The following is a 25042-nucleotide window of genomic DNA, read 5'->3' on the forward strand; positions in this document are numbered from 1 at the left end:
GCGGCGAATTCGTAACCCTACTCGGCGGCCGTCTCGGATGGTGCCTCTGCCGGCCCCGAAGGCTCGGCCGCGGCACGGGGCTTGCGCCGTGAAAACAGCGACCTGAGCGTGACGTAGAACACCGGCGTCAGGAACAGGCCGACGAAGGTAACGCCGAGCATGCCGGAGAACACCGCGGTGCCGAGCGACTGGCGCATTTCCGCGCCCGGGCCCGTTGCGATCATCAGCGGCACGACGCCCAGGATGAACGCGAAGGCGGTCATCAGGATCGGCCGCAGCCTGAGCCGGCAGGCTTCGACGGCAGCCTCGGCGGCCGACAGGCCACGTTCCTGCGCCTGCCGCGCGAATTCGACGATCAGGATCGCGTTCTTGGCGGCAAGCCCGATCAGCACGATGAGGCCGATCTGCACGAGGATGTTGTTGTCCAGCCCTCGGAAAGACACGCCGAGCAACGCCGCGAGCACGCCGAGCGGCACCACCAGCACAATGGCGAACGGCAGCACCCAGCTTTCATATTGCGCCGCCAGAGCCAGGAACACGAACAGCACCGACAGTCCGAAGATATAGACAGCGGCATTGCCGGTGTTGCGCTCCTGATAGGCCAGCTCGGTCCATTCATAGGAGGTACCGGCCGGCAGCGTCTTTGCCGTGATCCCTTCCATCAATGCCAGCGCGTCGCCGGTGGAAACGCCGGGCGCGGCGTTGCCCTGCAGCGGTACCGAGACGTACATGTTGTAGCGCTGGACCAGCGTCGGGCCGGTGACGTCGCGGATCTCGATCAACGTGCCGAGCGGAACCAGCGCGCCGGTCGCCGAGCGCACCTTCAGTTTCAAGATGTCGGCGCGATCGAGGCGGAACGCCTGGTCGGCCTGCGCCCGCACCTGGTAGACGCGCCCGAAAGCGTTGAAGTCATTGACGTAGGCGGTGCCCAAATTGATCGACAGCGTCTCGAAGATGTTGGGGATCGGCACGTTCAGGATGCGCGCCTTGTCGCGATCGATCGCCAGGAAGAATTGCGGACTCGACGCGGAGAACGTGGTGAATACGCCCGCCAGCCCCGGCGTCTTGTTGGCCTTGCCGGCGATTTCGTAGGCAAGCGCCAGGATCTGCCGCATGTCGGCGCTGTTGCGCTCCTGGATCTGCAGCTTGAAGCCGCCGGCGTTGCCGACGCCGCGGATCGGCGGCGGCGGCAGTGCGATAATGAAGGCTTCCTTGATGCTTTGCAGGCTACCGAACAGATTGCCGATGACCTGGGTCGCCGACTGGCCGGCTTTCAGTCGCTCGTCAAACGGCTTGAACCTGGCGAAGATCACGCCCTGGTTGCTGGCGTTAGTGAAGGTTGCGCCGGAGAAGCCGGCGAAGGCGACTGCGTAGTCGACGCCCGGCGTTTTCTGGATGATCTGTGACGCCTGCTGAATGACCGCATCGGTCCTCGACAGCGAGGCGCCGTCCGGCAACTGGACGACGACGATCGCATAGCCCTGGTCGAGCGACGGAATGAAACCGCGCGGCACCGTCTGCACCATGTAGACCGTGGCGTAGATGAGGGCGGCGAAAACGGCCAGCATGGCGGTGATCGCTATCCGCGAGCCGACCAGCACGCGGATGATGCTCGAATACCAATGGGCGACCCTGTCAAAGCCGCGATTGAAGCCGTCGGTGAGCGCCCGTCCGAACCGCGCCAGGAAAAAGCGCGGCGGCGCCGCCGCGGCGTGGTGCGGCTTGAACAGCAGTGCGGCCAGCGCCGGCGAAAGCGTCAGCGAATTGAATGCCGAGATCGCCGTCGACACGGCGATGGTGATCGCAAACTGCAGGTAGAACTGCCCAGAAATGCCGGGGATGAAGGCTGTCGGTACGAACACGGCTATCAGCACCAGCGAGATCGCGATGATGGCCGTTCCGACTTCGTTCATGGTCAGGTGCGACGCCGGATTGGGCGCCAGCCCTCCGGCAATATTGCGCTCGACATTTTCGACCACGACGATCGCATCGTCGACGACGATGCCGATCGCCAGCACGAGGCCGAACAGCGTCAGCATGTTGAGCGAGAAGCCGGCGGCGTAAAGCACCGCCAGCGTGCCGATCAGCGACACGGGGATCGCCACGATCGGCACGATCGCCATGCGCCACGATTGCAGGAAGACGATGATGACGATAATGACCAGCAACATCGCCTCAAGGATCGTCTTGTAGACCTCGTGGATCGACTCGGCGACGAACTCGGTTGGATTGTAGACGATGTCGTAGCTCAACCCCTTCGGGAAGTCGCGGGAAAGCTCCTTCATCTTGTCCTGGATCTCCGCGGCTGCGGCGAGCGCGTTGGTGCCCGGCCGCTGGAAGATGGCGAGCGCCACCGCCGGTTTGCCGTTGAGATAGGAGTTGGTGACGTAATCCTTGGCGCCGAGTTCGATGCGCGCCACGTCCTGCAGCGAGATCAGGCGCCCGTCGTCGGTCGATTTGACGATCACGTATCGGAAGTCGCGTGCGTCGTTGAAGCGGCCTTGCGTAGTGACCGTGTACTGGAACGCCGTGCCGCTGTTGGTCGGCGGCGCGCCGATCGAGCCGCCCGACACCTGGACGTTCTGGTCGCGCAGCGCCTGCACCACATCGCCCGAGGTCATCCCCAGGGCGGACAGTTTTTCCGGATCGAGCCAGATGCGCAGCGAATATTCGCGTTCGCCGAAGATGATGAGGTCGCCGACGCCGTCGAGTCTGAGCAGTATGTCGCGCACCCGAGAGCGGGCGTAGTTCGAGACGTAGAGCTGGTCGTAGGTATTGTCGGGCGACAGCATGTGCACGACCATCATCAGGTCGGGCGAGCTCTTGGTGGTGGTGATGCCGAGGCGGCGGACTTCTTCGGGCAGGCGCGGCTCGGCGACCGACACGCGGTTCTGCACCAGCACCTGCGCCTGGTCGAGATTGGTGCCCAGCTTGAAGGTGACCGTCAGCGCCATCGCCCCGTCGCCCGACGAATAGGACGACATGTAGAGCATGCCCTCGACGCCGTTGATCTCCTGCTCGATCGGCGTTGCCACCGTCGCTGCGACCGTCTCGGCGTCGGCGCCCGGATACTGCGCGCGAATGACGATGGTCGGCGGCGCGATCTCGGGATATTGCGCGACCGGCAGCTGGGTATAGGCAATCCCGCCGAGGATCAGCAGGACGATCGAAACGACCGATGCGAAGATCGGACGGTCGACGAAGAAATGTGCGAACCTCATTGCTGCAACTCGGCGGTCTCGGCCTTGGGCGGCAACGTCACCATCTCGACCTTCACCTTGGTGCCGGGCCTGGCGTGCATCAGCCCGTTGACGATGATCGTCTCGTTGCCGGTCAGGCCCTCGCGGATCACGCGGTAGCCGTCGAGACGCGGGCCGGTGCGCACGGGCTTCGCCGACACCATCCCGGCCTCATCCACCAGGAACACGATGCGGCGATCCTGATCGGCGCCGATCGCCTCGTCAGGCACCAGCACGCCGCTATGCGGCAGCGACCCCGGCACGTTGATACGCCCGAACATGCCTGGCTGGAGAACGCCGTCGGCGTTGGGAAACGTAGCCCGCACCCGCATGGTGCCGGTCGCGTTGTCGATCCGGTTCTCGGCAAAATCGAGCTTGCCTTTGAATACTGCCTCCGCGCGGTCGGCGACGCGAACCACCACATCGAGCCCGCCGGCGCCTTCCTGCATGCTGCCGCCACGCGCCTTCGCGTCGCGGGCGTAGCTGAAATACAGGCGCTCATCGACGTCGAAATAGAAGTCGATCGGATCGCGCGTGACGATGGTCGTCAGCAAGGTGGAATCCGGCTGCACGAGGTTGCCGACCGACACCAGCCGGCGGTCGATGCGGCCGGACAAGGGCGCCTTGATCTCGGTGAATTCCAAGTTCAGGCTGGCCGTCGTCAGCGCAGCCGTCGCGCCCTGCATCTGCGCCTGCGCCGAAAGGTATTCCCGCCGCCGGTCGTCGACCGTCGCGGTTGAGATATTGCCGGTCTTGGCGAGTTCGTCGGCGCGATCCAGCTGCATCTTGGAGAATTCGAGCAGGCTCTTGGCGACGTCCACTTGCGATTTGGCGGCATCATAAGCCGCCTGGTACGGACGCTGGTCGATGGTGAAGAGCAGGTCGCCCTTGTTGACCAGTGCGCCGTCATGGAAGCTGACCTTGTCCAGATAGCCACTGACGCGCGAACGGATGGCGACCTGGTCGACGGCTTCGAAGCGCCCGACGAACTCGTCGTCTTCGACGATTTCACGGACCACCGGCTTGGCCGCCGTCACCACGGGTAGCTGCTGGTCCTGCGCAAACGCTGTGCTGCTGAAAGCCATGCCGAGCAGGAATGCCGCCGACACGGCGGCGCGGGCAAGCCAGCCGGCCGATCGATGGGGTCGCCCGCCCGCGTCGCGATGCAATTGCCCATTCCCTGGGGTGTCCATTTGCGTCCCCGCTCGCTGGACCCGGAGGTCGGTTGATACGCTTCTACGCTCAGGCTTCTCGTCGAGATCAGAGCACGGCAGTGTTGTGCATGGCAACATGATCATTTTCCATGTGGGCTGAAATGTCCATCCTGTGGCTGCCCCGCCACCGGGCTAAAGCCAGTCGCGATCTAGCGGCCAAGATGGGGCGCCAGCGGAATGGCACTTTTTCTGGCTGGTTCGTCCCAGAACCGGACCGTCCGCTTCCGGCCCACCTCGAGACGTCTGCACATCGGCGCCTATCGTATCCAAAGCGGAAGCTGCCGAATGTGTCTCAACAATCCGAGCTTGATACGCGTCGACTATTCGGTCGCTCGTAGATGCCTGCCGCCGCGCCCCACTCCCACTAAAAGCCTCAAGATCAGCCTCAGCGGCTCGCCCCTACAGGCATGGCGCGGCAGCTCGAACAAGTTCCTCCGCCGGGCCCAGTTCGCAGATTTCGCCCTCATCACGGCGATCCGGTCGCGGCCCACCACAGGCAGATCGTGGCCGATGAACAGCATGTCTCCTGCTGCCGGTCCTTCAACAGGTTGAGAATCTGTGCCTGGATTGAGACGCCGGTTGCCGCCGGCCGGCGTGCGGCTATTGCTTAAGCCACGGTGCCGGTCTGGGATTTGCGCAGCAAGCCCACTGCCGGATCAAAGAAGGCGGCGGTGGAGCTGTCGAGGCGGCCTGCGTCGAAGGCCAGCGCATCCTGCATGGGAAGGGCTGGCGCGAAGAGAAACCCTTGCGCGATCATGCAATCGAGCGACCGTAGGATCATACGGTCAGCGTCCGTTTCGACCCCCTCGGCGACCACCTCCATTCCCAGCGTTCGCCCGAGATCGATGACTGCCTTGACCAGGGCCTGATCTTCCACGGATTTGGCGAGATCGCGAACGAAGTCCTTGTCGATCTTGATCTTGCGGATTCGGCTGTCCTTCAGCGAAACCAGCGTCGAAAAACCGGTGCCGAAATCATCCAGCACAATCGATAGGCCCGCATCCGCCAGGCGTTCCAGCTTTTCGTCAACTCTGTCGCGATCCACGGGCGCTTCTTCCGTGATCTCTATCTCGAGCATCGACACAGGGACATTCTTCGTCTTGAGGCTGTCGAGGATCATTTCATCGACATTGCCTGCCTCGAGCTCGCGCGGCGAGAGGTTCATCGCGACCCGGACATGCTGACGCCCGTTTCTCACCAGCTCTTCAATCATGGCGCAGCAGTTGAGGAACACGGTTTCCGTCAATAGGGAAAGCAGCCCGGTTTCACGCGCCGCGGTGACGACCTCAGGCGGAGAAATGGGGCCATGAACCGGGTGCCGCCAGCGCAGCAGCGCCTCGAAGCCGACGACGGCATTCGTGTCCAGTCGCACCATGGGCTGGAACCATGAGCAAAGCGTGCCTGTTTCGATGGCCCCGCGCAGATCGCGTTCGATGCAGTGCTTGCGTTCGAGCCCGCGATCGAGCCCGGCATCGAAGAGACGGTATTCATTCCTGCCACTGCGCTTGGCCGCATAAAGCGCGAAGTCTGCCCGCAGCAGCATCTCCGTCAATTGTGGTCTCTCCGATACATAGATGCCGATCGAAGCGCCGACGCGCACCGAATTCAACGCCGGATCCGGATTTGCGATGGCCGCGATGATCGAGGATGCAAGTTCGTCGGTTGACTGCACGGATTTGCCGGCGGGAAAGAGCAGCACGAACTCGTCTCCGCCGATGCGCGAAATGGTTGCCCCTGGCGGCGCATGGTTCTCTATTCGGCGTGCAACCCTGACCAGCAAATCGTCGCCGATATTGTGACCATAGGTGTCGTTGACGGATTTGAAGCCGTCCAGGTCGATCAGCATGGCCACGAACGGACCGTCGGCAAGTCCGAGCTGGCGGATTGCCTGTTCGAGCCCGTACCGGTTGAGCAAATTCGTCAGCGGATCCCGCCTGGAGTTTCGCTCCATCTCGGTGGCGAACGCCTTCGCCTCGTATTTGAGGCGGCTCGCCTCGCGGAAGCGGGTTTGTCCAAGAAGCGCGCTTCTGATCATTCCAGCGAGAAAAAGCAGGACTGTGAAAGCCAGAATATAATTCTCGACACCGCCCTTTGCTGAGAGGCAACCGATGGTGATCAAAAGCGGCAGCGTCATGAAGCTGATCGAGGACGGGGCGTATGATGTTCCGTAGGTGACGGAACCGGCCGACGCGCCGGCGAGAACGATCAGATAGATCGGCGCCTGGGGCGTGGTGTAGCCATCGGTCAGCACCGCCAGAAAAGACCAGGCGATGCCCGACGCCAGAGCCAGCAACCCATAGGCGGAAAGCCGTGCACCGACCGGTTTCAGCCGGCTGTCGATCTTGTCCGATTGAGAGAGAGCAAGTGCTATGCGTGCGCAATTTATTGCGCCGACCGCCGCAAACCACAGCACCGCGGCAAGGCCGCCGCCCGAAAGCATCTGCACGGCCAGGATCAGGGCCGAGAGGACCGTGCCGATGGGCATCGAAATGAAGATCCCGGTCCGCAGATCAGTCAACTGATCCCGGAGAATCCCGGCCTCCACGGATTCACCCTGCCCCTGAGGGGCGGACCCTTGAACAGGCTGCTCGGAGTGCCTCATAGGGGCAAGTAGCTAGGCTAGCGGGGTGAAAATCACGTTAAGGATTTCAGCGGCTTACGGCGCAATCGCTCGATTCTGGGCAGTCACATCGCGTTCTTGTGCCCGCCCGCCAGAGGCGGACGGACCACATACCCACAAATGCACCCCGGAGCGCTTGCTGGCACAATGATGCTGGAGGCGCCGACGATCGCGGGCGTTTCAGTTGGTGCTGGCTTTGGTGGTAAACCCGCACTGCTTCTGTTCCATATCGATCTGCTTGGTGATGCGGATGGCGTTCTGTGCGTAGGCCTCCGTCACGGAGCCGCTATTCACGGTCTTGTCCTTCAGCGGACTCACGCCTGCGCAGAGGTGGAAAACATGCGGCTCAGAGGACTTCGCGGCGCCGTTTTCGGGCGCGATCCAGTAGACGACATCCTGACCGGCGGGGTGGCTCGCATCCTGGGTCGCGGCCGTCACCGCGGCCGAGTCCGTCGCGATCTGCTGCGCCTGGGCGGCGACGTCGGGCGAACAGGCCGTGGTCGGTTGCCCCGTCTTGATCTGGGTCGCGCACGCGTTCATGTCCTGGGTGTACTGCTCGACAGACGGAGGCTTGAGACTGACCCCCGTTATCGCGGCGACCACGGCCAGTACAGCACCGAGGCCACCGGCAACCTTCTTGGTCTGCGGGTCCATGTTCTTGTCGGAGAGAATCAGGAAGACCAGCGGCACGAAGGCGATCAGCGTGATGATCGCGCCGAGCTGGTTCTGGAAGAAGAACCGGGCCGTATCGGATGCGCGGGCCGGGTCGTGCCTGTTGGCCGCCTTCCACAGAAAGTTGCCGGCGATCGCGAAAATCGCGATGCCGACCAGAAGGCCGATGATCAAGGGCAGGTGTGCCTGGTCGAATTTGCCTTGGCGAAGCAAAATAATCCCGTAGATCTCGCCGCCAATGGCGACGATCCACGAGAGTGCGGCGAAAAGGCGAAGACGCGTGGCGGAAGACTTCTGGCCCTGCGTCGCTTGCCAATCCTTGGTAACGTCCGGCTTGTTGTCGGTCATTGATCAGATCCCCCGAGCGCCACAGCAGCCTCATCTCTATCCATATTGCGCATGAGTGAACTCGTCTATACCCACGTAGACAGACGCGTCGTTCCCTGGCGATCCCCTCAATCGCGCGCAGTCGATCTGGAACTGATCAGTCTTTGCCGGGCCGCTTGAGAAGCCGCGCGTAAAGTTCGCCGACGATACCGCGCCGGAAGACCAGCACGCAGACCATGAAGATCAGCCCGGTGGCGATGGTCACAGGGAAGCCGGAGGTGGCAAGCGTGTTTTCCAGCCCGACGACCAGGCTCGCGCCGATGATCGGCCCGACCATCGTGCCGATGCCGCCGAGCAGCGTCATCAGGATCACCTCGCCCGACATCTGCCAGGTGACGTCGGTCAGCGTGGCGAACTGGAAGACGATGGCCTTGAGGGAACCCGCCAGCCCGGCCAGCGCCGCCGACATGACGAAGGCGCCGAGCTTGTAATTGGCGACGGAATAGCCCAGCGAAATCGCGCGGTTCTCGTTCTCGCGGATCGAGCGCAGGATCATGCCGAAGGGCGAATTGACGATGCGCCAGATGGCGAAGACGCCGATGAGGACCACCGCCAGCACGAAATAATACATGTTCAGCGAGACGTTCAGGTCGAGGACGCCGAACAGCATGCCGCGCGGCACTCCCTGAATGCCGTCCTCGCCTTGCGTGAAGGGCGCCTGAACGCAGAAGAAGAAAAACATCTGCGACAGCGCCAGCGTGATCATGGCGAAATAGATGCCCTGCCGGCGAATGGCGAAGAAGCCCATGACAAGGCCGAGCAAAGCCGCACCCGCCATGCCGAGCAGGATGCCGGCTTCCGGCGGCCAGCCCCACACCTTGACGGCATGCGCGGTGAAATAAGCGGCGCCGCCAAAGAAGGTGGCGTGGCCGAACGACAGCAGGCCGGTATAGCCGAGCAGGAGATTGAACGCGCAGGCGAATAGCGCGAAACACAGCATCTTCATCAGGAAGATCGGATAGACCAGAAATGGCGCCGCCAGCAGCGCCGCTATGCCGAGCCCGACCAGCGTCCATTCAAGCCAGCCCGAGGTTCTGGCCGATGTCTCGCGCAGCGTCAGCCCTGCCATGTCAGATGTCCCTTCCGACATGTCAGGCTTCCCTTCCGAACAGACCGGCCGGCCGGACCAAAAGCACGATCGCCATGATGACGAAGACCACGAGGTTGGAGGCTTCGGGATAGAAGACCTTGGTCAGGCCCTCGGCGAGGCCGAGCATGTAGCCGGTGACGATCGCGCCGAGGATCGATCCCATGCCGCCGACCACGACGACCGCGAAGACGACGATGATGAGATCCGATCCCATCAGCGGGCTCACCTGATAGATGGGCGCGGCCAGAATGCCGGCAAGGCCGGCAAGGGCGGAGCCGAGGCCGTAGGTCAGCGTCAGCAGCAACGGCACGTTGACGCCGAAGGCCTGGACGAGACGGGGATTCTCGGTTGCCGCGCGCAGATAGGAGCCGAGCCTGGTCTTCTCGATCAGCGCCCAGGTTCCGAAACAGACGATCGCAGAGGCGACCACGACCCAGCCGCGATAATTGGGCAGGAACATGAAGCCGAGATTGGTGCCGCCCGCAAGCAGCGACGGCACGGCGTAGGGATTTCCCGACACGCCGTAATAGTAGCGGAATATACCCTCGAGCACGAGCGCGAGACCGAAGGTGAAGAGCAGGCCGTAGAGCGGATCGGTGTCGTAAAGCCGCGACAGCGCCAGGCGCTCGACCACCATGCCGAAGAGGCCGACGATCAGCGGCGCAAGGATGAGAGCGGGCCAATAGCCGATGCCGAGATAGGTGAGCAAGAGATAACCGACGAAGGCGCCGAGCATATACTGGGCGCCATGGGCGAAATTGATTACGCGCAGCAGGCCGAAAATGACGGCCAGACCCAGGCTCAGCATGGCGTAGAAGGAGCCGTTGATCAGGCCGACCAGCAACTGGCCGAGGAGCGCCTGGACAGGGATTCCGAAGATCATCGTCATGGCGTCCTCATACCCCCAAAACCTCGTGGAGCTGCGTCATGCGGTCAGCCAGTTCGCCGACCGGGAACCCGGCCACGACCTTGCCGTGCTCCATCAGGTAGAAGCGGTCGGCTACACGGCTGGCGAAGCGGAAATTCTGCTCGACCAGCAGGATCGTCATGCCACGCTTCTTCAACGTCACCAGCAGCTCGCCGATGCGCTGGACGATGACGGGAGCGAGGCCCTCGGTCGGCTCGTCGAGAAGCAGCATCTTCACGCCGGTCCGCAGCATGCGGGCGATCGCCAGCATCTGCTGTTCGCCGCCCGACAGCCTCGTGCCGGGACTGTTGCGCCGCTCCTTCAGATTGGGGAAGAGGTCGAATATTTCGGCGACGCTCATGCCGCCCTCGGCGACAACGGGCGGCAGGACCAGATTCTCGTCGACCGTCAGTGTCGCGAAGATGCCGCGCTCCTCCGGCACGAAGCCGATGCCTTGATGCGCGGTGCGATGCAGCGGCAACCGCATCAGGTCCGCGCCATCGAAGACGACCTCGCCGGTTCGCTTGCGGATCAGCCCCATGATGGCGCGCAGCGTCGTCGTCTTGCCGACGCCATTGCGACCGAGCAGTGTCACCGTCTCGCCGCGAGACACCTCAAGATCGACGCCGTGCAGCGCATGGCCCTCGCCATACCAGGCGTTGAGACCGCGGACCGCAAGCAGGGGCGTGGCGCTAGTCATCGGCGGTGCCCATATAGGCGACCTTCACACGTTCATCGCGGCTGACGGTGGCGTAGTCGCCGGCCGCAAGCACCTCGCCGCGTTGCATGACCGTTATCCAGTCGCAGAGATCGGCAACGACAGTTAGCCGCCTTGATGCACAGCGATGAGTTTTCGGCGGCCTGAAGCGACGATTTGGTCGCGATGTGGGTGCATTTTGACAAGCCTGGGCGGGCGGCGGCGGTGATCCGTCGTGATGGCAGGCGGGGTTTGCAGGTTGCGGTCGGCGGGTTCGTTTCGGGGCGTCTGCGCCCCTGCGGTTATGTCGCGAGCCGCGGGATGCGGTCGAGGACGATGCGCAGAATACGCTGGTCGGGGCAGGATGTCGGCAGGTGCAGGCGGATTTGCGTTTTGATCTCGACCACCCGCGCGGCGATTTTGATGAGGCGCAATCGCAGCGTGTCGAATTGGGCGACGGCAAAGCTCGAGCGTTTCGGCATCGCAGCGCGCAGGCCCCACATTAGCCAGTAGGCGCCGGCATGCAGGAAGAGCCGGAACTGGTTGGCCGTCGCTCTTGTGCAGGATGTGCGGTCGGCGGCAAGATGCGTCTTCCAGGACTTGATGTGGTTCTCGGCTGCGCCGCGCCGGCAGTAGAGGTCCTCGTAGAGCGCCTTGGCCTTGCCACTGGTCAGATTGGTGACGATGAAGCGGGTGTCGGCTCCTTTGGCGCCGACCTCGACGCGGGCGATGATGCGCTCGACGCGGCTCCAACTGGCGGCGCCGTCAAAGAACTCCTTGAAGCGGCGGACCTTGTTCGATTTCGCCGACGCTTCAAAGCGCGCCGTCGTGCGGGCTTCCAGGTCCGCGACATGCTCGCGCAGCGTCGTGGTCGGCGCTACGCCGAGGATGAAGTCTACACCGTTGGCGCGGCACCAGTCGATGACCTGCGGACCGCAGTAGTGGCTGTCGGCCCGGATCAGGATCCGTGTGTTCGGCCAATTGCTCCGGATCGCCCGCACGAGGCGGCGCAGGTGGGGGCAGATCTCAGCCCCGCGCGGCCGCCTGGCCGGTCGCAGGATCGCGCTGACGAACCGGCCCGCACCGTCGAACACTACGATCGGCTGGAAGCCGTATTCGTCGTAATGCGCGTTGAACAGGCGCAATTGCTGGCCGCCATGTACGGCGTCAAACGTGTCGTCGATGTCGAGCACAATCCGCTTCGGCACCTGCCGGAAGGAAGCGCAATAGAGGTCGACCATCGCCCGCCCCATGGCGACCAGCTCCCGCACGCCGGGCAGGTTCTCCAGCCGGCACAGCGTCGATTGCGAGGCCAGATCCCGACCCGACGGCAGCGCATCCTGGGCCATCTTGAAGACCGGATCGGAGCGCAGCCGGTTGGCGTCGTTGCCATCCTCATAGCCGGCGGCGATCATCTTCATGCGAAAGCCGATCATGTCCGCCAGGCTGTGGACCACCTGGTCCGGGCAGCGCGGATCATCGATGCAACGCGCCAGACGGTCGGCCACCCGCAGTCGTTTTTCCACCTCGGCCAGCACCAGAACGCCACAGTTGGAGGACAACATGCCGCCGTCGAAACGGGCGACGACGGACTTGCCGCCCACTGATGACAAACCGCTCAGCGGCAGGGTAAGATCATTCATGGCGGGTGTGGTCTCCGGGAAATGATTCGGATCGGCCTTAGCAACCAAATCCTACGTCATTTCAACGGCTTGCGCCACATCCGCCAACCCGCCGTGAATTTTTCGGGTTAGATTGTGCTCGACCATCAGAACCGCGCGGTTGCTGGCGACCGAACGAATGATGGCGGAAACCGTGGCCACGTCCTCATGTCCCATACCGGCCATCGGCTCGTCCAAGAGCAGCACTTTCGGATCGAGCGCCAGGGTGGTGGCGATCTCGAGCACGCGCTTCCTGCCATAGGAAAGATCGCTGGCCAGCCTGTTCCTGGCATCGTCGAGGCCGACGGAGCGTAAGAGCTCCACGGCGCGCGGCGTCAACCGATCCAGCGCGGCCAGCGAGCGCCAGAACTGGACGCCGAGGCCAGCCGGCCGCTGCAGCGCGACGCGCACATTGTCGAGCACGCTGAGATGCGGAAAGATCGCCGATATCTGGAACGAGCGCACCAGCCCCATCCGCGCCACCTTCGCCGGCGAGGTGCGGGTGATGTCGTGGCCGAGCAGTTCGATCCGGCCGCTGGTCGGCGCCAGGAACTTGGTGAGCAGGTTGAAAACGGTCGTCTTGCCGGCGCCGTTGGGTCCGATCAGGGCATGAATGTTGCGGTGGCGGACATCGAGATCGACATTCCTCACGGCGACGAAGCCGGCAAAGTCGCGCCGCAGCCCGCGGGCGGACAGCACCACAAACTGGTCGTTCGCGTTGAGGTCAGGCGGCGCCATGGGCCGCGCCGATCACTGGGCCGCCGTTGGACAGCCGCTGTCCTTCTCGCTCAGGAAGGCCTCGTTGCCGGGGATGGTGGCGAGATATTTGTAGTAGTCCCAATCCTTGGTGCTCTCGCTGGGCGCCTTGACCTGGTAGAGATACATGTCGTGGACCATGTTGCCGTCCGCCTGCACCTTGCCGTTGGTCATAGCGGCGTCGTCCACCGGCATTGAATGCAATTGCTTGGCGACGGCCTCGGTCTCGTCGGTACCTGCCTTGTCGATCGCCTTCAGATACTGAGTCACCGCCGAATAGGTCGCCGCCTGGATCATGTTCGGCATGCGGTTGGTGCGCTTGAAAAAGCGCTGCCCGAATTCGCGGCTCTTGTCGTCGCGATCCCAGTAATAGCCCTCGGTCAGCACGACGCCCTGCGCTGCCTGAAGACCCAGCCCATGCACCTCGGCCAGCGTGAACAGAAGTGCCGCAAGGCGCTGGCCGCCCTGGACGATGCCGAATTCGGCCGCCTGCTTGATGGAATTGGAGGTGTCCAGGCCGGCATTCGCCAGGCCGACGACCTTGGCGCCCGACGACTGCGCCTGCAGCAGGAAGGATGAATAATCGGTCGCCCCCAGGGGATAGCGCACTTCACCCAGCACCTTGCCGCCGTGGGCCTCGACGAACTTGGCGGTCTGCTCCTTGAGCGAATAGCCGAAGGCATAGTCGACGGTGACGAAGAACCAGCTGTCGCCGCCCTGCTGCACCAGGGAGCCGCCGGTTCCCACCGCCTGCGAATGGGTGTCGTAGGCCCAGTGGAAGCCGTAGGGCGAGCATTGCTTGCCGGTCAGCTCGGTGGTCGCCGCACCGGTAACGATATCGATTTTCTTCTTTTCCTTGGAAATCCCCTGGACGGCGAGCGCGACCGAGGAGGTCGTCAGTTCCATGATGGCATCAACCTGTTCGGTGTCGTACCACTGCCGGGCGATGTTGGAGGCGATATCGGGCTTGTTCTGGTGGTCGGCGCTGATGATCTCGATCGGCGCGCCCTGAACCTTGCCGCCGAAATCCTCGACCGCCATCTTGGCTGCCTCGACCGACCATTTGCCGCCGAAATCGGCATAGACGCCGGATTGGTCGTTGAGGATGCCGATCTTGACTTTCCCATCGGAAATTTCGGCGGCCGAGGCGGGGACTGCAGCCGCGGCGAGAAGCGCGGCGGAAACGAAATAGCATGCCTTCATGGTCAACTTCCTCCCATTGTGAATGCGACCGTCCCCCAACGATCATCAGCAAACGGTATTGAACATGAGCAAGATGAGCATGAACGGCAAGGGGCCGTTGCGGATTTCATGTTCGAAGCAGCCCTTCCTCGCCGGGAGTTTACCGCCGCAAGGCGGGCAGCCGAGCCGATCGGCTAGATCGCGCCAGCCGGAAGCCAGGGACGCAGCACGGCGATGTGAACCGTGACCGGCGGCACGGCGCGCCCATTACCCCCTATCTTAGTCAGGAGTATTGACTCGACCACCAGAGTGGCAGCGCCTAGATTGCGTATGGATCGCTAGCCTTCCACGGGGAAGCCAACTGAGATATCAGGAATGGCTTGGCAATGAATAGGTCGATAACCGCTATTACCGTGACGCATAACAGCGCGCATACCGTGCGTGGTGCGCTCGCTCGCCTGCCTCCAGGGCTGGAGATCATATGCGTCGACAATGCAAGTACAGACGATCTTTCCGCTGCCCTGTCGGGCTTTTCAATTCATCGTATCGATAATGCTGTAAATCTCGGCTTCGGGCATGCCTGCAACATCGGCGCGGCGGCGGCATCGGGGGAGTATCTGCTGTTCATCAATCCCGATGTGCGTCTTGGGACGGACGCCGTCGATGCGCTTGTGCAGGCGGCTGAACGCTACCCGAATTGCGGCGTCTTCGTGCCGCGCACAAACACGGTGGATGGGCGGCTGTGGTTTCGCGAGCAGAGCGAAATCGATCGCCTTTCCGGCGTGTCGCTGCCCACACGTATCCGGCAGGTGTGGGGGGATTGTTGCGTCCGCTTCGTCAATGGCGGCGTGTTCATGATCAAACGAACGCTGTTCCTCGATACGGGCGGGTTTGATGAGGATATCTTTCTGTATTTCGAAGATGACGACCTCTCGCATCGCCTGCTGCAGCGTGACGAGCCGATGATCCTGGTCAGCAGCGCGCATGCTGTCCACGACGTCGGCACTTCGGTTGCGCAATCAACCCGGTCACGGATCTTCCGGTATCGGTCGAAGATGCGCTCGGAAATCCACTTGCGCAAAAAATACGGCATCGCCTATAGCCCATTCGTGGACATACTGCGCTATTCGACCAAAATAGGCTTCTACTGCCTGACGCTTAATCGAAACAGACTGATCAATTCCCTGGGCCGACTGATAGGTATATTTGACAGCATCCTTGACCGATCGCACGCGAATCGGAACAGCGGCTATGTCGCCTGACGCTGCCGACACCAGAGTTGCCTTGCCCGATGTCCTGCCCCGCGAGCCGCGAAAAGAGGAGGCATGGGGCGTCGGCCGAAGCAGTGACGTGAGCGAAATCCACATCGACGCGCCGGGACGCTACTTCGTCGAGCTTTCGCCGACAGACAGGCGGATGCCGTTTCTCCGGCTCATTGTTCGCCGCCCTCGACATCCGGACAGGGTCGTCTATGTGCCGGTTACCAAGCGGACGTCCTATCTGCTCAAAAGCAGCGAAGGCGGCCTGGTGTTGCAATTCGATAGAAGCGACATAGTTGCCGCAAGCATCCGTCCGCTGACGATCAGGGATCTTGGCACAGTGTTGCGCCGCCGCCGTCGCCAGAAACGATTTGAACTGCCGCTGGGCCAAGGCATTGTGCTGCGCCCTCTCCTGCATATTGCGGGACCGGAAGGGCGCGATTTGACCCATTCGCTCAAGAGCATCGCCGCCTGGGGCTTTGGGGTGGCAAGTAGCAATCTGCAGCAGACCCTGTCGCGGCACTTTGAAGGCCCCTCGACCCGACTTTCGGAACGCCCGCCCATCGCCGAACCGAAGATCGCCGTTGCGTTGCATCTGCATTATCCCGATCTCTGGCCCGAATTCGAGGCGCTGCTGGAGGCGATCGGTCGTCCGTTCCATCTCATCCTCACACTGACCCGACCCGATGCGGCACTCGCGCAGCGCGTCCAGGCACGATTTCGGAACGCCGAGATCATTGTCTATGACAATCGCGGTCGCGACGTCGGTCCCTTCATCCAATTGCTCCGCGAAGGGCGGCTGGATCCCTTCGATCTCATCTGCAAACTGCATGGCAAGAAGTCGGATCTGAGTGGACCGCGGATGATCCTTGGTGAGGTTTGGCGCCAGGCGAGTGTCTTTGATCTGGTCGGATCCCGCGCCGTGGTCGACCGCATCATTGCCGAGTTCGAACGTTCGCCAGACACTGAGATGATCGGGTCCCGTCGCTTTCGATTGCCCAATGAATGGAAGAGCGAGGAGGCCGCGTGGGGCAAGAACAAGGCGATGATCCTCAACTTGCTGGAGACGATGGGGGTGGCGACCGACTGTCGCCTCGACTTCTTTGCCGGAACGATGTTCTGGGTTCGGCGCGACGCACTGGAACCCCTCAAGCAGCTTGATCTGTCCCTGGCGTCATTTCCCAGCGAGGCAGGTCAGCAAGACGGCACATTGCAGCATGCGCTCGAGCGGATACTCGGAATGATCTGCACGAAGATCTCCGGAACGGCCTGGGACGATGAAAATGCAGCCTGATCCCCGCGAGGCAGACCCGATTGAATAGATCCGACTTGATGGTCTTTGTAAGATCGAGCACCAGCAGGAAACGGTGGAAGAGATTTCGGATTTGGCAACGAATTCGCGCCAGCGGACAGTTCGATGAACCATGGTATCTGGCTCAAAATCCGGATGTAGCAGCGAGCGGGGTCGACCCGATCCTGCATTATATCGATCATGGCGTCGCCGAGTTCCGGAACCCGAATGCGGATTTCGACACCGAGTACTATCTGGCCAGGCATCGCGACGTCGCTTTGGCGGCGATGAATCCGCTGGATCACTACATTCGCTTCGGCAAGAGTGAAGAGCGCGAAACCCGTGCCGCGGCCATGAATCTGTCCATGGCCGCAAGTGGCTCAATCCAAAGACCCGACACCTATGTGCCGCGATCGAGCGAGAAGCGACCTGCCGATTTGCGGGCGCGCGTCATCGCCTTCTACCTACCGCAGTTCCACCCGATCCCCGAAAATGATGCCTTTTGGGGAAAGGGCTTCACGGAATGGACGAACGTAACGCGCGCGGTGCCGCTGTTCGCGGGTCATTATCAACCCAGGCTGCCGGCGGACCTCGGCTTCTATGATTTGCGGGTGAAGGACATCCAGAAGGAGCAGATCGAGATTGCCCTTCAATACGGTGTCTCGGGGTTCTGTTTCCACTTCTACTGGTTCAACGGCAGGCGCCTGCTCGAGATGCCGATCACCCAATTCGTCGAAAACGATGCGCACGAACTGGGCTTCTGCATCAATTGGGCAAACGAGCACTGGAGCCGCCGCTGGGATGGGCGCGAGCAGGAAGTGTTGATTCCGCAATCACACTCGCCCGAGGACGACCTGGCCTTCATCGAATATGTAGCCGGCTATTTTCGAGACCGGCGCTACATCCGTATCGGCGGCAAGCCACTGCTTATGATCTACCGGCCCGGATTGTTTCCGTCAGCAGCTGAAACGGCACAGCGCTGGAGAGCCTATTGCCTGGAAGCCGGCATCGGCGAGATTTTTCTCGCCTATCCGCAGTCATTCGACATGGTCGATCCTGCCGAATTCGGATTCGACGCCGCCATCGAGTTTCCGCCGAGTCTTGGAAGATCCCCCGAAATCAGCGCCTCTATCCCGACGCTCGACAGCGGCTTCACGGGGAGGATCTATGACTGGGCGGAGCTTGCCAATCGCAGCCGCGCCTATCCGCAGGTTCCCTACACGCTGTTTCGCGGACTTTGCCCTTCCTGGGACAACACGGCGCGGAGAATGGAGGCCGCCCGCATTCTGGTGAATGCATCGCCATCCCGCTATGGAGAATGGCTCGCCAACGCGGTCGTCGATACATGCGATCGATTCGCCGATTTCGACAGCCGCCTGATCTTCGTCAATGCTTGGAACGAGTGGGCGGAGGGAGCCTATCTCGAACCTGATGCGCGCTACGGCTACGCCTATCTGCAGGAGACGCGGGACGTTCTGACGGCTCCGCCAGTCGCTGGCAAATTGCGCAAGGACCCTTCCTGGCGCGTATTGTTCGTGTCGCACGATGCGGATGTCGGTGGCGCGCAGTCATCTTTGATCGACATCACGCAGTGGCTCCAGGCGCACACAGACCTGGAGATCAAGGTGCTGTGCCTAGCGGGTGGCCAACGGCTCGAACAGTTTCGACGCATCGTCGATACCGTCGTTCTGGATGATCTGGTTTCGCATACCGAGACGACCGCCACGAGGCTGGCCCGCATCACCGATTGGTACGGTGGCAGACCGGACCTCATCTACTGCAACAGTCTGGCCACCGGCCGGGTGCACGCGCTGCTTGGTGAACTGGGCATTCCTATCCTGACGCATGCCAGGGAATTGGCAATGAGCATCGCCCGATACGCCAAGGACGACATGGGCGATGTCGTTTCCCACACGCGCAGATTCATAGCGTGTTCCCCAAGTGTCCGGGATTATCTGGCAACCGAGTACAAGGTCGAAACGAACGCCATAGACGTCATTCCAAGTGCGGTTCCTCAAACCGGCGCCGATCACAGTCGTACGGAAATCCAGCGCCTTGAAAGTCGCCAACGCGCCGGCTGGCCGGTGGACAAAACCATCGTGCTGGGATCCGGCCTCGGAATGCCATTCCGCAAGGGTGCCGACCTCTTTATCGAGGTGGCCCGCATTATTCGGGCACGCGGGGTTGAAGACTATCATTTCTACTGGCTCGGCTCGTTGCCGCACCGGGAACGGGATGAGGCTCTCGGTACGTGGTCGCAGCAACTCGACAGGTTGCAGGCGGAGGGATTGGACGAAAAGGTCACGTTTCTGGGCGATGTCGAGGATGTGCGCGGCCATCTTCTGGCTGCCGATCTGTTTCTTCTGACCTCCCGCGAAGAGCCGTTCGGCCGTGTCATGCTGGAGGCGGCATTTGCCGAATTGCCGGTGATCTGCTTCGCAGGCAGCGGCGGGGCGCCGGATTTCGTCGAAGACGATGCTGGCATCATCGTCGAATGGGCCGATCCCGCCGCGATGGCCGATGCGACGCTGAAACTGATCCGGGACAAGCCGTTGCGGATGCAGCTCGGCAAACAGGCGAGCGCCAAGGCGAGGCGGCATTATTCCACCGATCGGGTCTTTCCACGCTTGCTGTCGACGATGCGGAAGGTCGCAAACAAGCCGCCCGCTGTATCGATCATCGTGCCGAACTACAATTACGCCCGCTATCTGCACGAGCGCATGGACAGTATTCTGGGGCAGTCCTTCCAGGATTTCGAGCTCATCATCCTGGATGATGCATCGACGGACGATAGCCAATCGATTCTGAATTATTATGCTGGCGTCCATGGCACCCATGTCATCGCCAATGAAAGCAATTCCGGATCGCCCTATCCTCAGTGGTTCAAGGGTATAACGCTCGCAAGGGCCGATTTGATCTGGATCGCCGAAGCCGACGACGTATCCGACCCTAGTTTCCTTGAAACCCTCGTGCCCTTGTTCCGCGATCCAAGCGTGAAGTTTGCTTATTGCGCATCGAAGATCATCAACGATCGAAGCGAGATCGTCGGCGACTATCCGTCCAGCCCGTACCTCAGTGATCTCTCCAATTTCAAATGGAAACGCAGCTACCAGGTCTCGGCGGAACAGGAAGTCAACGACGGGCTGGGCGTCAAGAATACCGTCTTCAACATCAGTGCGGCGGTTTTTCGGAAGTTTGAAATCACGACAGATTTCGCTGAGCACCTCCTGTCCCTGCCTACGAGCGGCGATTGGTACTTTATCCTCGAGGCAATCCGTAACGGCTCCGTCGCCTACGAGTCCGCATTGCTCAACCATCACCGTCGGCACAGGGACAGCGTAACCAGCCTCATCTTTACTTCCCATTCAGAGGCCCTGCTGCGCACACGGCAGGTGATCCATCACCATGTGTTGCGCACATACGGGACGGATTTGGCCATCAAGCTGAAAATGGCCGAATATGTCGTACAGCTCTGGAACCGGCAGTTCCCCGGGCGCCCGGCGGAAGAGATGGAAAGCTTGTATTCGCTAAAGGCATTGGGCGAGTTCCCTGCGAGACCACCGGAGAGCACTTCCCCGGCGGCGTGAGCCGGCGAGGTGAGCTGGCTGCGCGAATTCCTTGTTTTGACGCAATTCCGGACGGAAAACCGTTTCACACTTTTCCTGGAATTGCTCTAGTTGCCGGCGGCGACAAGGTGGCCGTTGCCGACATCCTGCAAGGCCAGTTTCAGCGGTGCCTCGCCGATCCTGCGGGTGGCGCTCGGGATTTCCTGGTCGAGGCGGGCGAAGCGGCTTCTGCGCTGTGCCGGATCGGGCACCGGCACAGCCTCGATCAGCCGTTTCGTATAGGGGTGACGCGGGTCGGAAAAGACCTGGTCGCGCGTGCCCATCTCGACGATCTGGCCGAGATACATGACGGCAACACGGTCGGAAATATTCTCGACCACCGCCATGTCATGCGAGATGAAGAGATAGGCGACGCCGAATTCGCGCTGCAATTCCTTCAACAGATCGAGCACACGGGCCTGCACCGAGACATCGAGCGCCGACACGCTTTCATCGGCGATAATCAGCTTTGGCCGCAGTGCCAGGGCCCGGGCGATACAGACGCGCTGGCGTTGGCCGCCGGAGAATTCGTGCGGATAGAGCTCCATCTGATCGGCCGACAGGCCGACGCGCTCGAACAGCGCCGCCACACGCTGGCTGCGCTCGTCCTTCGGGGTGATGCCGTGGATGACCAGCGGCTCGGCGACGAGGTCGCCGACACGCATGCGCGGGTCGAGCGAGGCGAAGGGGTCCTGGAAAATCATCTGCACGTCGCGGCGCACGGCCTTGCGTTCGTCGCGACCGAGACCAGCGAGATTGCGCCCGCCAATGACGATGTCGCCGCTATACGGCACCAGTCCGGCCAGCGCCTTGGCAGTGGTCGACTTGCCGCAACCGGATTCGCCGACCAGCGCCAGCGTCTCGTTGGGTGCGATCGAGAAGCTGACGCCCTCGACGGCGTGGACTCTGGCGTTGACCCGGCCGAAGACGCCACCGCGCAGATCGAAGCGGACATGCAGGTCTTTGACATCGGCGACGTTGGCCGGCTTTGAGGCTTCGGCCGCATCCCTGGATTTCTGGCGGCCGACGCCGCTGCCTATGCGCGGCACAGCGGCGAGCAGTTCACGCGTATAGTCGGCCTGCGGGCGGGCGAAAATGTCTGATGTCTTGCCCTCCTCGACCATGCGGCCGTGCCGCATGATGATGACGCGGTCGGCCATTTCGGCGACCACGCCCATATCGTGGGTGATGAGGATGACGCTGGTGCCGTGCTGGCGCTGTAGGTCGCGCAACAGTTCCAGCACCTCGCCCTGCACGGTGACATCGAGTGCTGTCGTTGGCTCGTCGGCGATCAGCACGTCCGGTTCGAGCGCCAGTGCCATGGCGATCATCACCCGCTGGCGCATGCCGCCGGACAGTTCATGCGGAAACTGCTTTAGCCGGCTTTCGGCTTCGGAAATGCGCACCGCCTTCAGCGCCTCGATGGCGCGTTGACGCGCCTCAGCCGGTGACAGGCTGGTATGCGCCTCGATCGATTCGGTGAGCTGCCGGCCGATCGACAGCACCGGATTGAGCGAGGTCATCGGCTCCTGGAAGATCATGGCGATGCGGTCGCCGCGAATGCGGCGCATCCGGCGCTCGTCGAGGATTGCCAGGTCGGTGTCGCCGAGGTGGATTGCGCCTGACGATATGCGTGCGGCTGGCTGCGGCAGAAGCTGCATGATCGCCAGCGCAGTCATTGATTTGCCGGACCCGGATTCGCCGGCAATGCAAAGCGTTTCGCCGCGCGCGAGCGTCAGCGACAGGTTGGAGACGACCTCGCGCTCGCCGTCTTCGCCACGCACGCTGACGGAGAGGTTGGCGATGTCGAGGATCGCTCCCGCCGCCACCGGGGCAGCCGCCCCGGTCCGTTTTCTGGCCACGCCTGCGTTCATTCAAACACGCAGCGCGGGAAGTAGAATGACACCACCCAGTTCGGCATGTCGACGATTTCCGATATGCGAAGATCGCCGCACACCGAGGCCAGCATGTAGGCCTCGACCGGATCGATCTGGTAGCGACCGGCGAGCAGGTCGACCATCTGCGCCACCGCTTCCTTGGCCCCAGTCATCAAATCGGGGCCGATGCCGGTCGTCACCTCATAGCCCTTGGCGTCGAGATGGCGTGTCACCGGCCCTGAGGTGGTGAAGCGCGGCGTCTTCAGCCTGGCGTCCTTGACCAGGTCGAGCTTGAGCACGACGTCCATCGGGCTTTCGATCGCTGTGCCGCAGACTTCGCCGTCGCCCTGGGCGGCATGGGTGTCGCCGACCGAAAACAGCGCACCCGCCACTTCCACCGGAAGGTAAAGCGTGGTGCCGGCGGCGAGGTCGCGGATGTCGAGATTGCCGCCGACGCGTCGGGGCGGCACGACCGAGTGATGGCCCATCTCAGTCGGCGCATTGCCGATGGTGCCGGCAAAGGGTTTCAGCGGCACACGCGCATTCTTGCCGAACAGCGCCGGTTCCAGCGAGGCGGCGTCATACTTCCAGATGTTCAGCGCCGGCTGCTTGAAGTCGTCGGCAAGCAGGCCGAAACCCGGAATGTTCGCCGTCCAGCCGAAGCCGGACGGTTTGAACATCTCGATCGTCACCTTCAGCGCGTCGCCCGGCTCGGCGCCCTCGACGAAGATCGGCCCGGTCACCGGGTTGACCTTGGCGAAGTCGAGCTTGGCGACGTCGGCGACAGTGCTGTCGGATTGAAGCTGGCCGCCCCCAGCATCGAGGCACTGGAACTCGATGGTCGAACCGGGCGCCACCCGCTCGGCCGGGACAAACGAATTGTCCCAGCCGAAATGGTGGTGGCGTCCGTGGATGGTGTAGTCGCAGTTATTGCACATCTTTTACGTACACATTGTCATAGTTGATCGGAACGTGGACCGGGTCGACATAGAGGTTGTCAGCGCCGCCCATGCGCGCGGATTTCATGGTAAAGCGCTGCTCGTTGAAGACCGGCGCCCACGGCGCATCCGCCATGATTTTGGCGTAGATGTCGCTCCACATTTTATAGCGCTCATCGGACTTCGCCGGATCGACGATCGAGTCGGCTTCGGCGGCCTTGGCATCGAGATCCTTGTTACAATACCACGACCAGTTCCAGCCGCCCGGCACCGCGCCGGCGCAACCGAGGATCGGTCCGTAGAAGTTGGACGGATCGGGGAAATCCGCGATCCAGCCCATGCCGCCCGACCAGATCATCGGCGCGCCGGCCTTGTCGCCACCGGCGGCAATGACATTGGCCTGGGCCAGCGCCTGAATGCTGGCCTTGATGCCGATGGCCGCCAGATCCTGCTGGATGGCCTGTGCGATGCGCGGATTGGGGTCGGTGTTCATGGCAAAGAGCTGGGTGTCGAAACCATCCGGGTGCCCAGCCTCGGCAAGCAGAGCCTTGGCCTTGGCAACGTCATAGGGATAGCCCGTGAACGCCTTGTCGTAGGCCGGCATCGACGGCGGCAGCGGCTGGTTGGCGGGCACGGCACGGCCATTGATGATCTGGATGATGCGCGCCTTGTTGATCGCCATATTAACGGCCTGGCGCACCTTCACATTGTCGAAGGGCGCCATGGTGGTGTTCATGGTGATGTAGCCGGTGTGCAGCTGGCCGCCCTCGACGACGCGCGCCTTTTGTTCGGGGTCGGACATCACCTCCTGGAACTTTGCCGGCGGAATGCCGTCGAGGGGCAGGTCGATCTCGCCCTTCTGCAGGCGCAGCAGCGCCACGATCGGCTCCTGGCCGACCTCGAAAGTGATCTTGTCGAGATGCGGCAGGCCCTTGTGCCAATAATCCGGGTTGCGCTCGAAGACGATACGCTGGCCGAGTGTCCATTCGGCGAGCTTGAAGGCGCCGGTGCCGACCGGATGCTTGCCGAAATCGGCACCGTATTTCTCTACCTCTTCCTTCGGCACGACATGCGAGAAATTGATGGCCATGACATGCAGGAAGGTGGCGTCGGGCCGGCTTAGTTCGAACTTGACGGTGTAGGGGTCGACGACGGTGACACCCGCGAGGCTGTCCGCCTTGCCGGCCGCGACATCGTCATAGCCCTTGATCGAGCCGAAGAAGCCGGCGCCCGGGCTCTGTGTCTTCGGGTTGGTGACGCGGTCGAGCGAATATTTCACGTCGTCGGCGGTCATTTCACGGCCATTGTGGAATTTGACGCCGTGGCGCAGCTTGAAGGTGAAGGTCTTGCCGTCCGGCGCAATCTCGTAGCTCTCGGCAAGGTCGGGCTTGAGCTTGGTCGTGCCCGGCTCGTAATCCATCAACCCGTCGAACAGGCTCTTGATCATCGACCAGTTCTGCCAGTCATAGCCAATGGCAGGGTCGAGCGTGGTGACGTCGTCCTTGTAGGTGGCGATGATCTCTCCGCCCTGTTTGGCGTTGGGATCGATGACATCTTCGGCGCGGGCGCTCGTCATGCCGAGCATCAGCGCCAGCGCCGATGCCGCGACGGTGGATGCGAGAAACTTCTTCATTGTTATGTTCCCTT

At 62.2% G+C, this 25042-nt stretch carries 16 protein-coding genes and 1 pseudogene; 3 read left to right on the forward strand and 14 right to left on the reverse strand.

From position 1 onward, the window contains the following. Positions 1-17: 17 nt before the first annotated feature. The 11 genes and pseudogenes from AC56QX_RS04930 to AC56QX_RS04980 form a co-directional block, all read right to left on the reverse strand. Entirely contained in the window at positions 18-3221 is a 3204-nt protein-coding gene (locus AC56QX_RS04930; RefSeq protein ID WP_497114011.1) for an efflux RND transporter permease subunit, read from the reverse strand. Continuing rightward, positions 3218-4324, reverse strand: coding sequence for an efflux RND transporter periplasmic adaptor subunit (locus AC56QX_RS04935; protein ID WP_497117684.1), 1107 nt, complete (start codon positions 4322-4324; stop codon positions 3218-3220). Before AC56QX_RS04935 ends, AC56QX_RS04930 begins: the two co-directional genes overlap by 4 nt. Before the next feature lie 736 nt (positions 4325-5060). Continuing rightward, positions 5061-6938, reverse strand: a complete 1878-nt coding sequence (locus tag AC56QX_RS04940) for a putative bifunctional diguanylate cyclase/phosphodiesterase (RefSeq protein ID WP_497114013.1) — start codon at positions 6936-6938, stop codon at positions 5061-5063. A 315-nt stretch (positions 6939-7253) separates the two neighbouring features. Beyond that, a complete protein-coding gene (locus tag AC56QX_RS04945; RefSeq protein ID WP_497114015.1) occupies positions 7254-8093 on the reverse strand; it encodes a hypothetical protein in 840 nt (279 codons plus the stop codon). Positions 8094-8229: 136 nt separating this feature from the next. After that, complete coding sequence (locus AC56QX_RS04950) at positions 8230-9201, reverse strand: branched-chain amino acid ABC transporter permease (protein WP_497114017.1); 972 nt, start codon at positions 9199-9201, stop codon at positions 8230-8232. Positions 9202-9223: 22 nt separating this feature from the next. Continuing rightward, positions 9224-10111, reverse strand: coding sequence for a branched-chain amino acid ABC transporter permease (locus AC56QX_RS04955; protein ID WP_497114019.1), 888 nt, complete (start codon positions 10109-10111; stop codon positions 9224-9226). A gap of 7 nt (positions 10112-10118) precedes the next feature. Then, positions 10119-10829 carry an ABC transporter ATP-binding protein gene (locus AC56QX_RS04960; protein ID WP_497114021.1) on the reverse strand — a complete coding sequence of 237 codons (711 nt, stop codon included), beginning with the start codon at positions 10827-10829 and terminating at the stop codon, positions 10119-10121. Next, positions 10822-10956 (reverse strand): annotated as a pseudogene (locus tag AC56QX_RS04965) (ABC transporter ATP-binding protein C-terminal domain-containing protein); the annotation flags it as partial. The gene AC56QX_RS04960 and the pseudogene AC56QX_RS04965, both read right to left, overlap by 8 nt. A 172-nt stretch (positions 10957-11128) precedes the next feature. Beyond that, positions 11129-12469 (reverse strand): IS1380 family transposase, encoded by a 1341-nt coding sequence (locus tag AC56QX_RS04970; RefSeq protein WP_497112851.1) that lies wholly within the window; start codon positions 12467-12469, stop codon positions 11129-11131. A gap of 51 nt (positions 12470-12520) precedes the next feature. Continuing rightward, positions 12521-13225 carry an ABC transporter ATP-binding protein gene (locus tag AC56QX_RS04975; RefSeq protein ID WP_497114023.1) on the reverse strand — a complete coding sequence of 235 codons (705 nt, stop codon included), beginning with the start codon at positions 13223-13225 and terminating at the stop codon, positions 12521-12523. 12 nt (positions 13226-13237) lie between these two features. Continuing rightward, positions 13238-14446, reverse strand: coding sequence for an ABC transporter substrate-binding protein (locus AC56QX_RS04980; protein WP_497114025.1), 1209 nt, complete (start codon positions 14444-14446; stop codon positions 13238-13240). 365 nt (positions 14447-14811) lie between these two features. Between AC56QX_RS04980 and AC56QX_RS04985 the strand changes: the two genes are divergently transcribed. From AC56QX_RS04985 to AC56QX_RS04995, 3 genes are read left to right on the forward strand one after another with little or no spacing between them, the layout of a single operon-like run. Next, positions 14812-15687, forward strand: coding sequence for a glycosyltransferase family 2 protein (locus AC56QX_RS04985; RefSeq protein ID WP_475455013.1), 876 nt, complete (start codon positions 14812-14814; stop codon positions 15685-15687). Beyond that, positions 15644-16978 (forward strand): rhamnan synthesis F family protein, encoded by a 1335-nt coding sequence (locus AC56QX_RS04990; RefSeq protein ID WP_497114027.1) that lies wholly within the window; start codon positions 15644-15646, stop codon positions 16976-16978. Before AC56QX_RS04985 ends, AC56QX_RS04990 begins: the two co-directional genes overlap by 44 nt. Positions 16979-17016: 38 nt before the next feature. Next, positions 17017-20562, forward strand: a complete 3546-nt coding sequence (locus AC56QX_RS04995) for a glycoside hydrolase family 99-like domain-containing protein (RefSeq protein WP_497117686.1) — start codon at positions 17017-17019, stop codon at positions 20560-20562. An 86-nt stretch (positions 20563-20648) separates the two neighbouring features. Here the strand turns inward: AC56QX_RS04995 and AC56QX_RS05000 are convergent, their stop codons facing one another. Genes AC56QX_RS05000 through AC56QX_RS05010 form a run of 3 tightly spaced genes read right to left on the reverse strand, consistent with a single transcriptional unit; the run spans position 20649 to position 25028 of the window. After that, on the reverse strand, positions 20649-22454 hold the full coding sequence (locus tag AC56QX_RS05000) for an ABC transporter ATP-binding protein (protein ID WP_497114029.1): 1806 nt from the start codon (positions 22452-22454) through the stop codon (positions 20649-20651). Next, positions 22451-23395 carry an acetamidase/formamidase family protein gene (locus AC56QX_RS05005; RefSeq protein WP_497114031.1) on the reverse strand — a complete coding sequence of 315 codons (945 nt, stop codon included), beginning with the start codon at positions 23393-23395 and terminating at the stop codon, positions 22451-22453. Before AC56QX_RS05005 ends, AC56QX_RS05000 begins: the two co-directional genes overlap by 4 nt. Then, entirely contained in the window at positions 23385-25028 is a 1644-nt protein-coding gene (locus AC56QX_RS05010) for an ABC transporter substrate-binding protein (protein ID WP_497114033.1), read from the reverse strand. The genes AC56QX_RS05005 and AC56QX_RS05010 overlap by 11 nt, the downstream gene beginning before the upstream one ends. Positions 25029-25042: the final 14 nt, after the last annotated feature.

The organism is Mesorhizobium sp. RCAM 06353 (assembly GCF_059683585.1).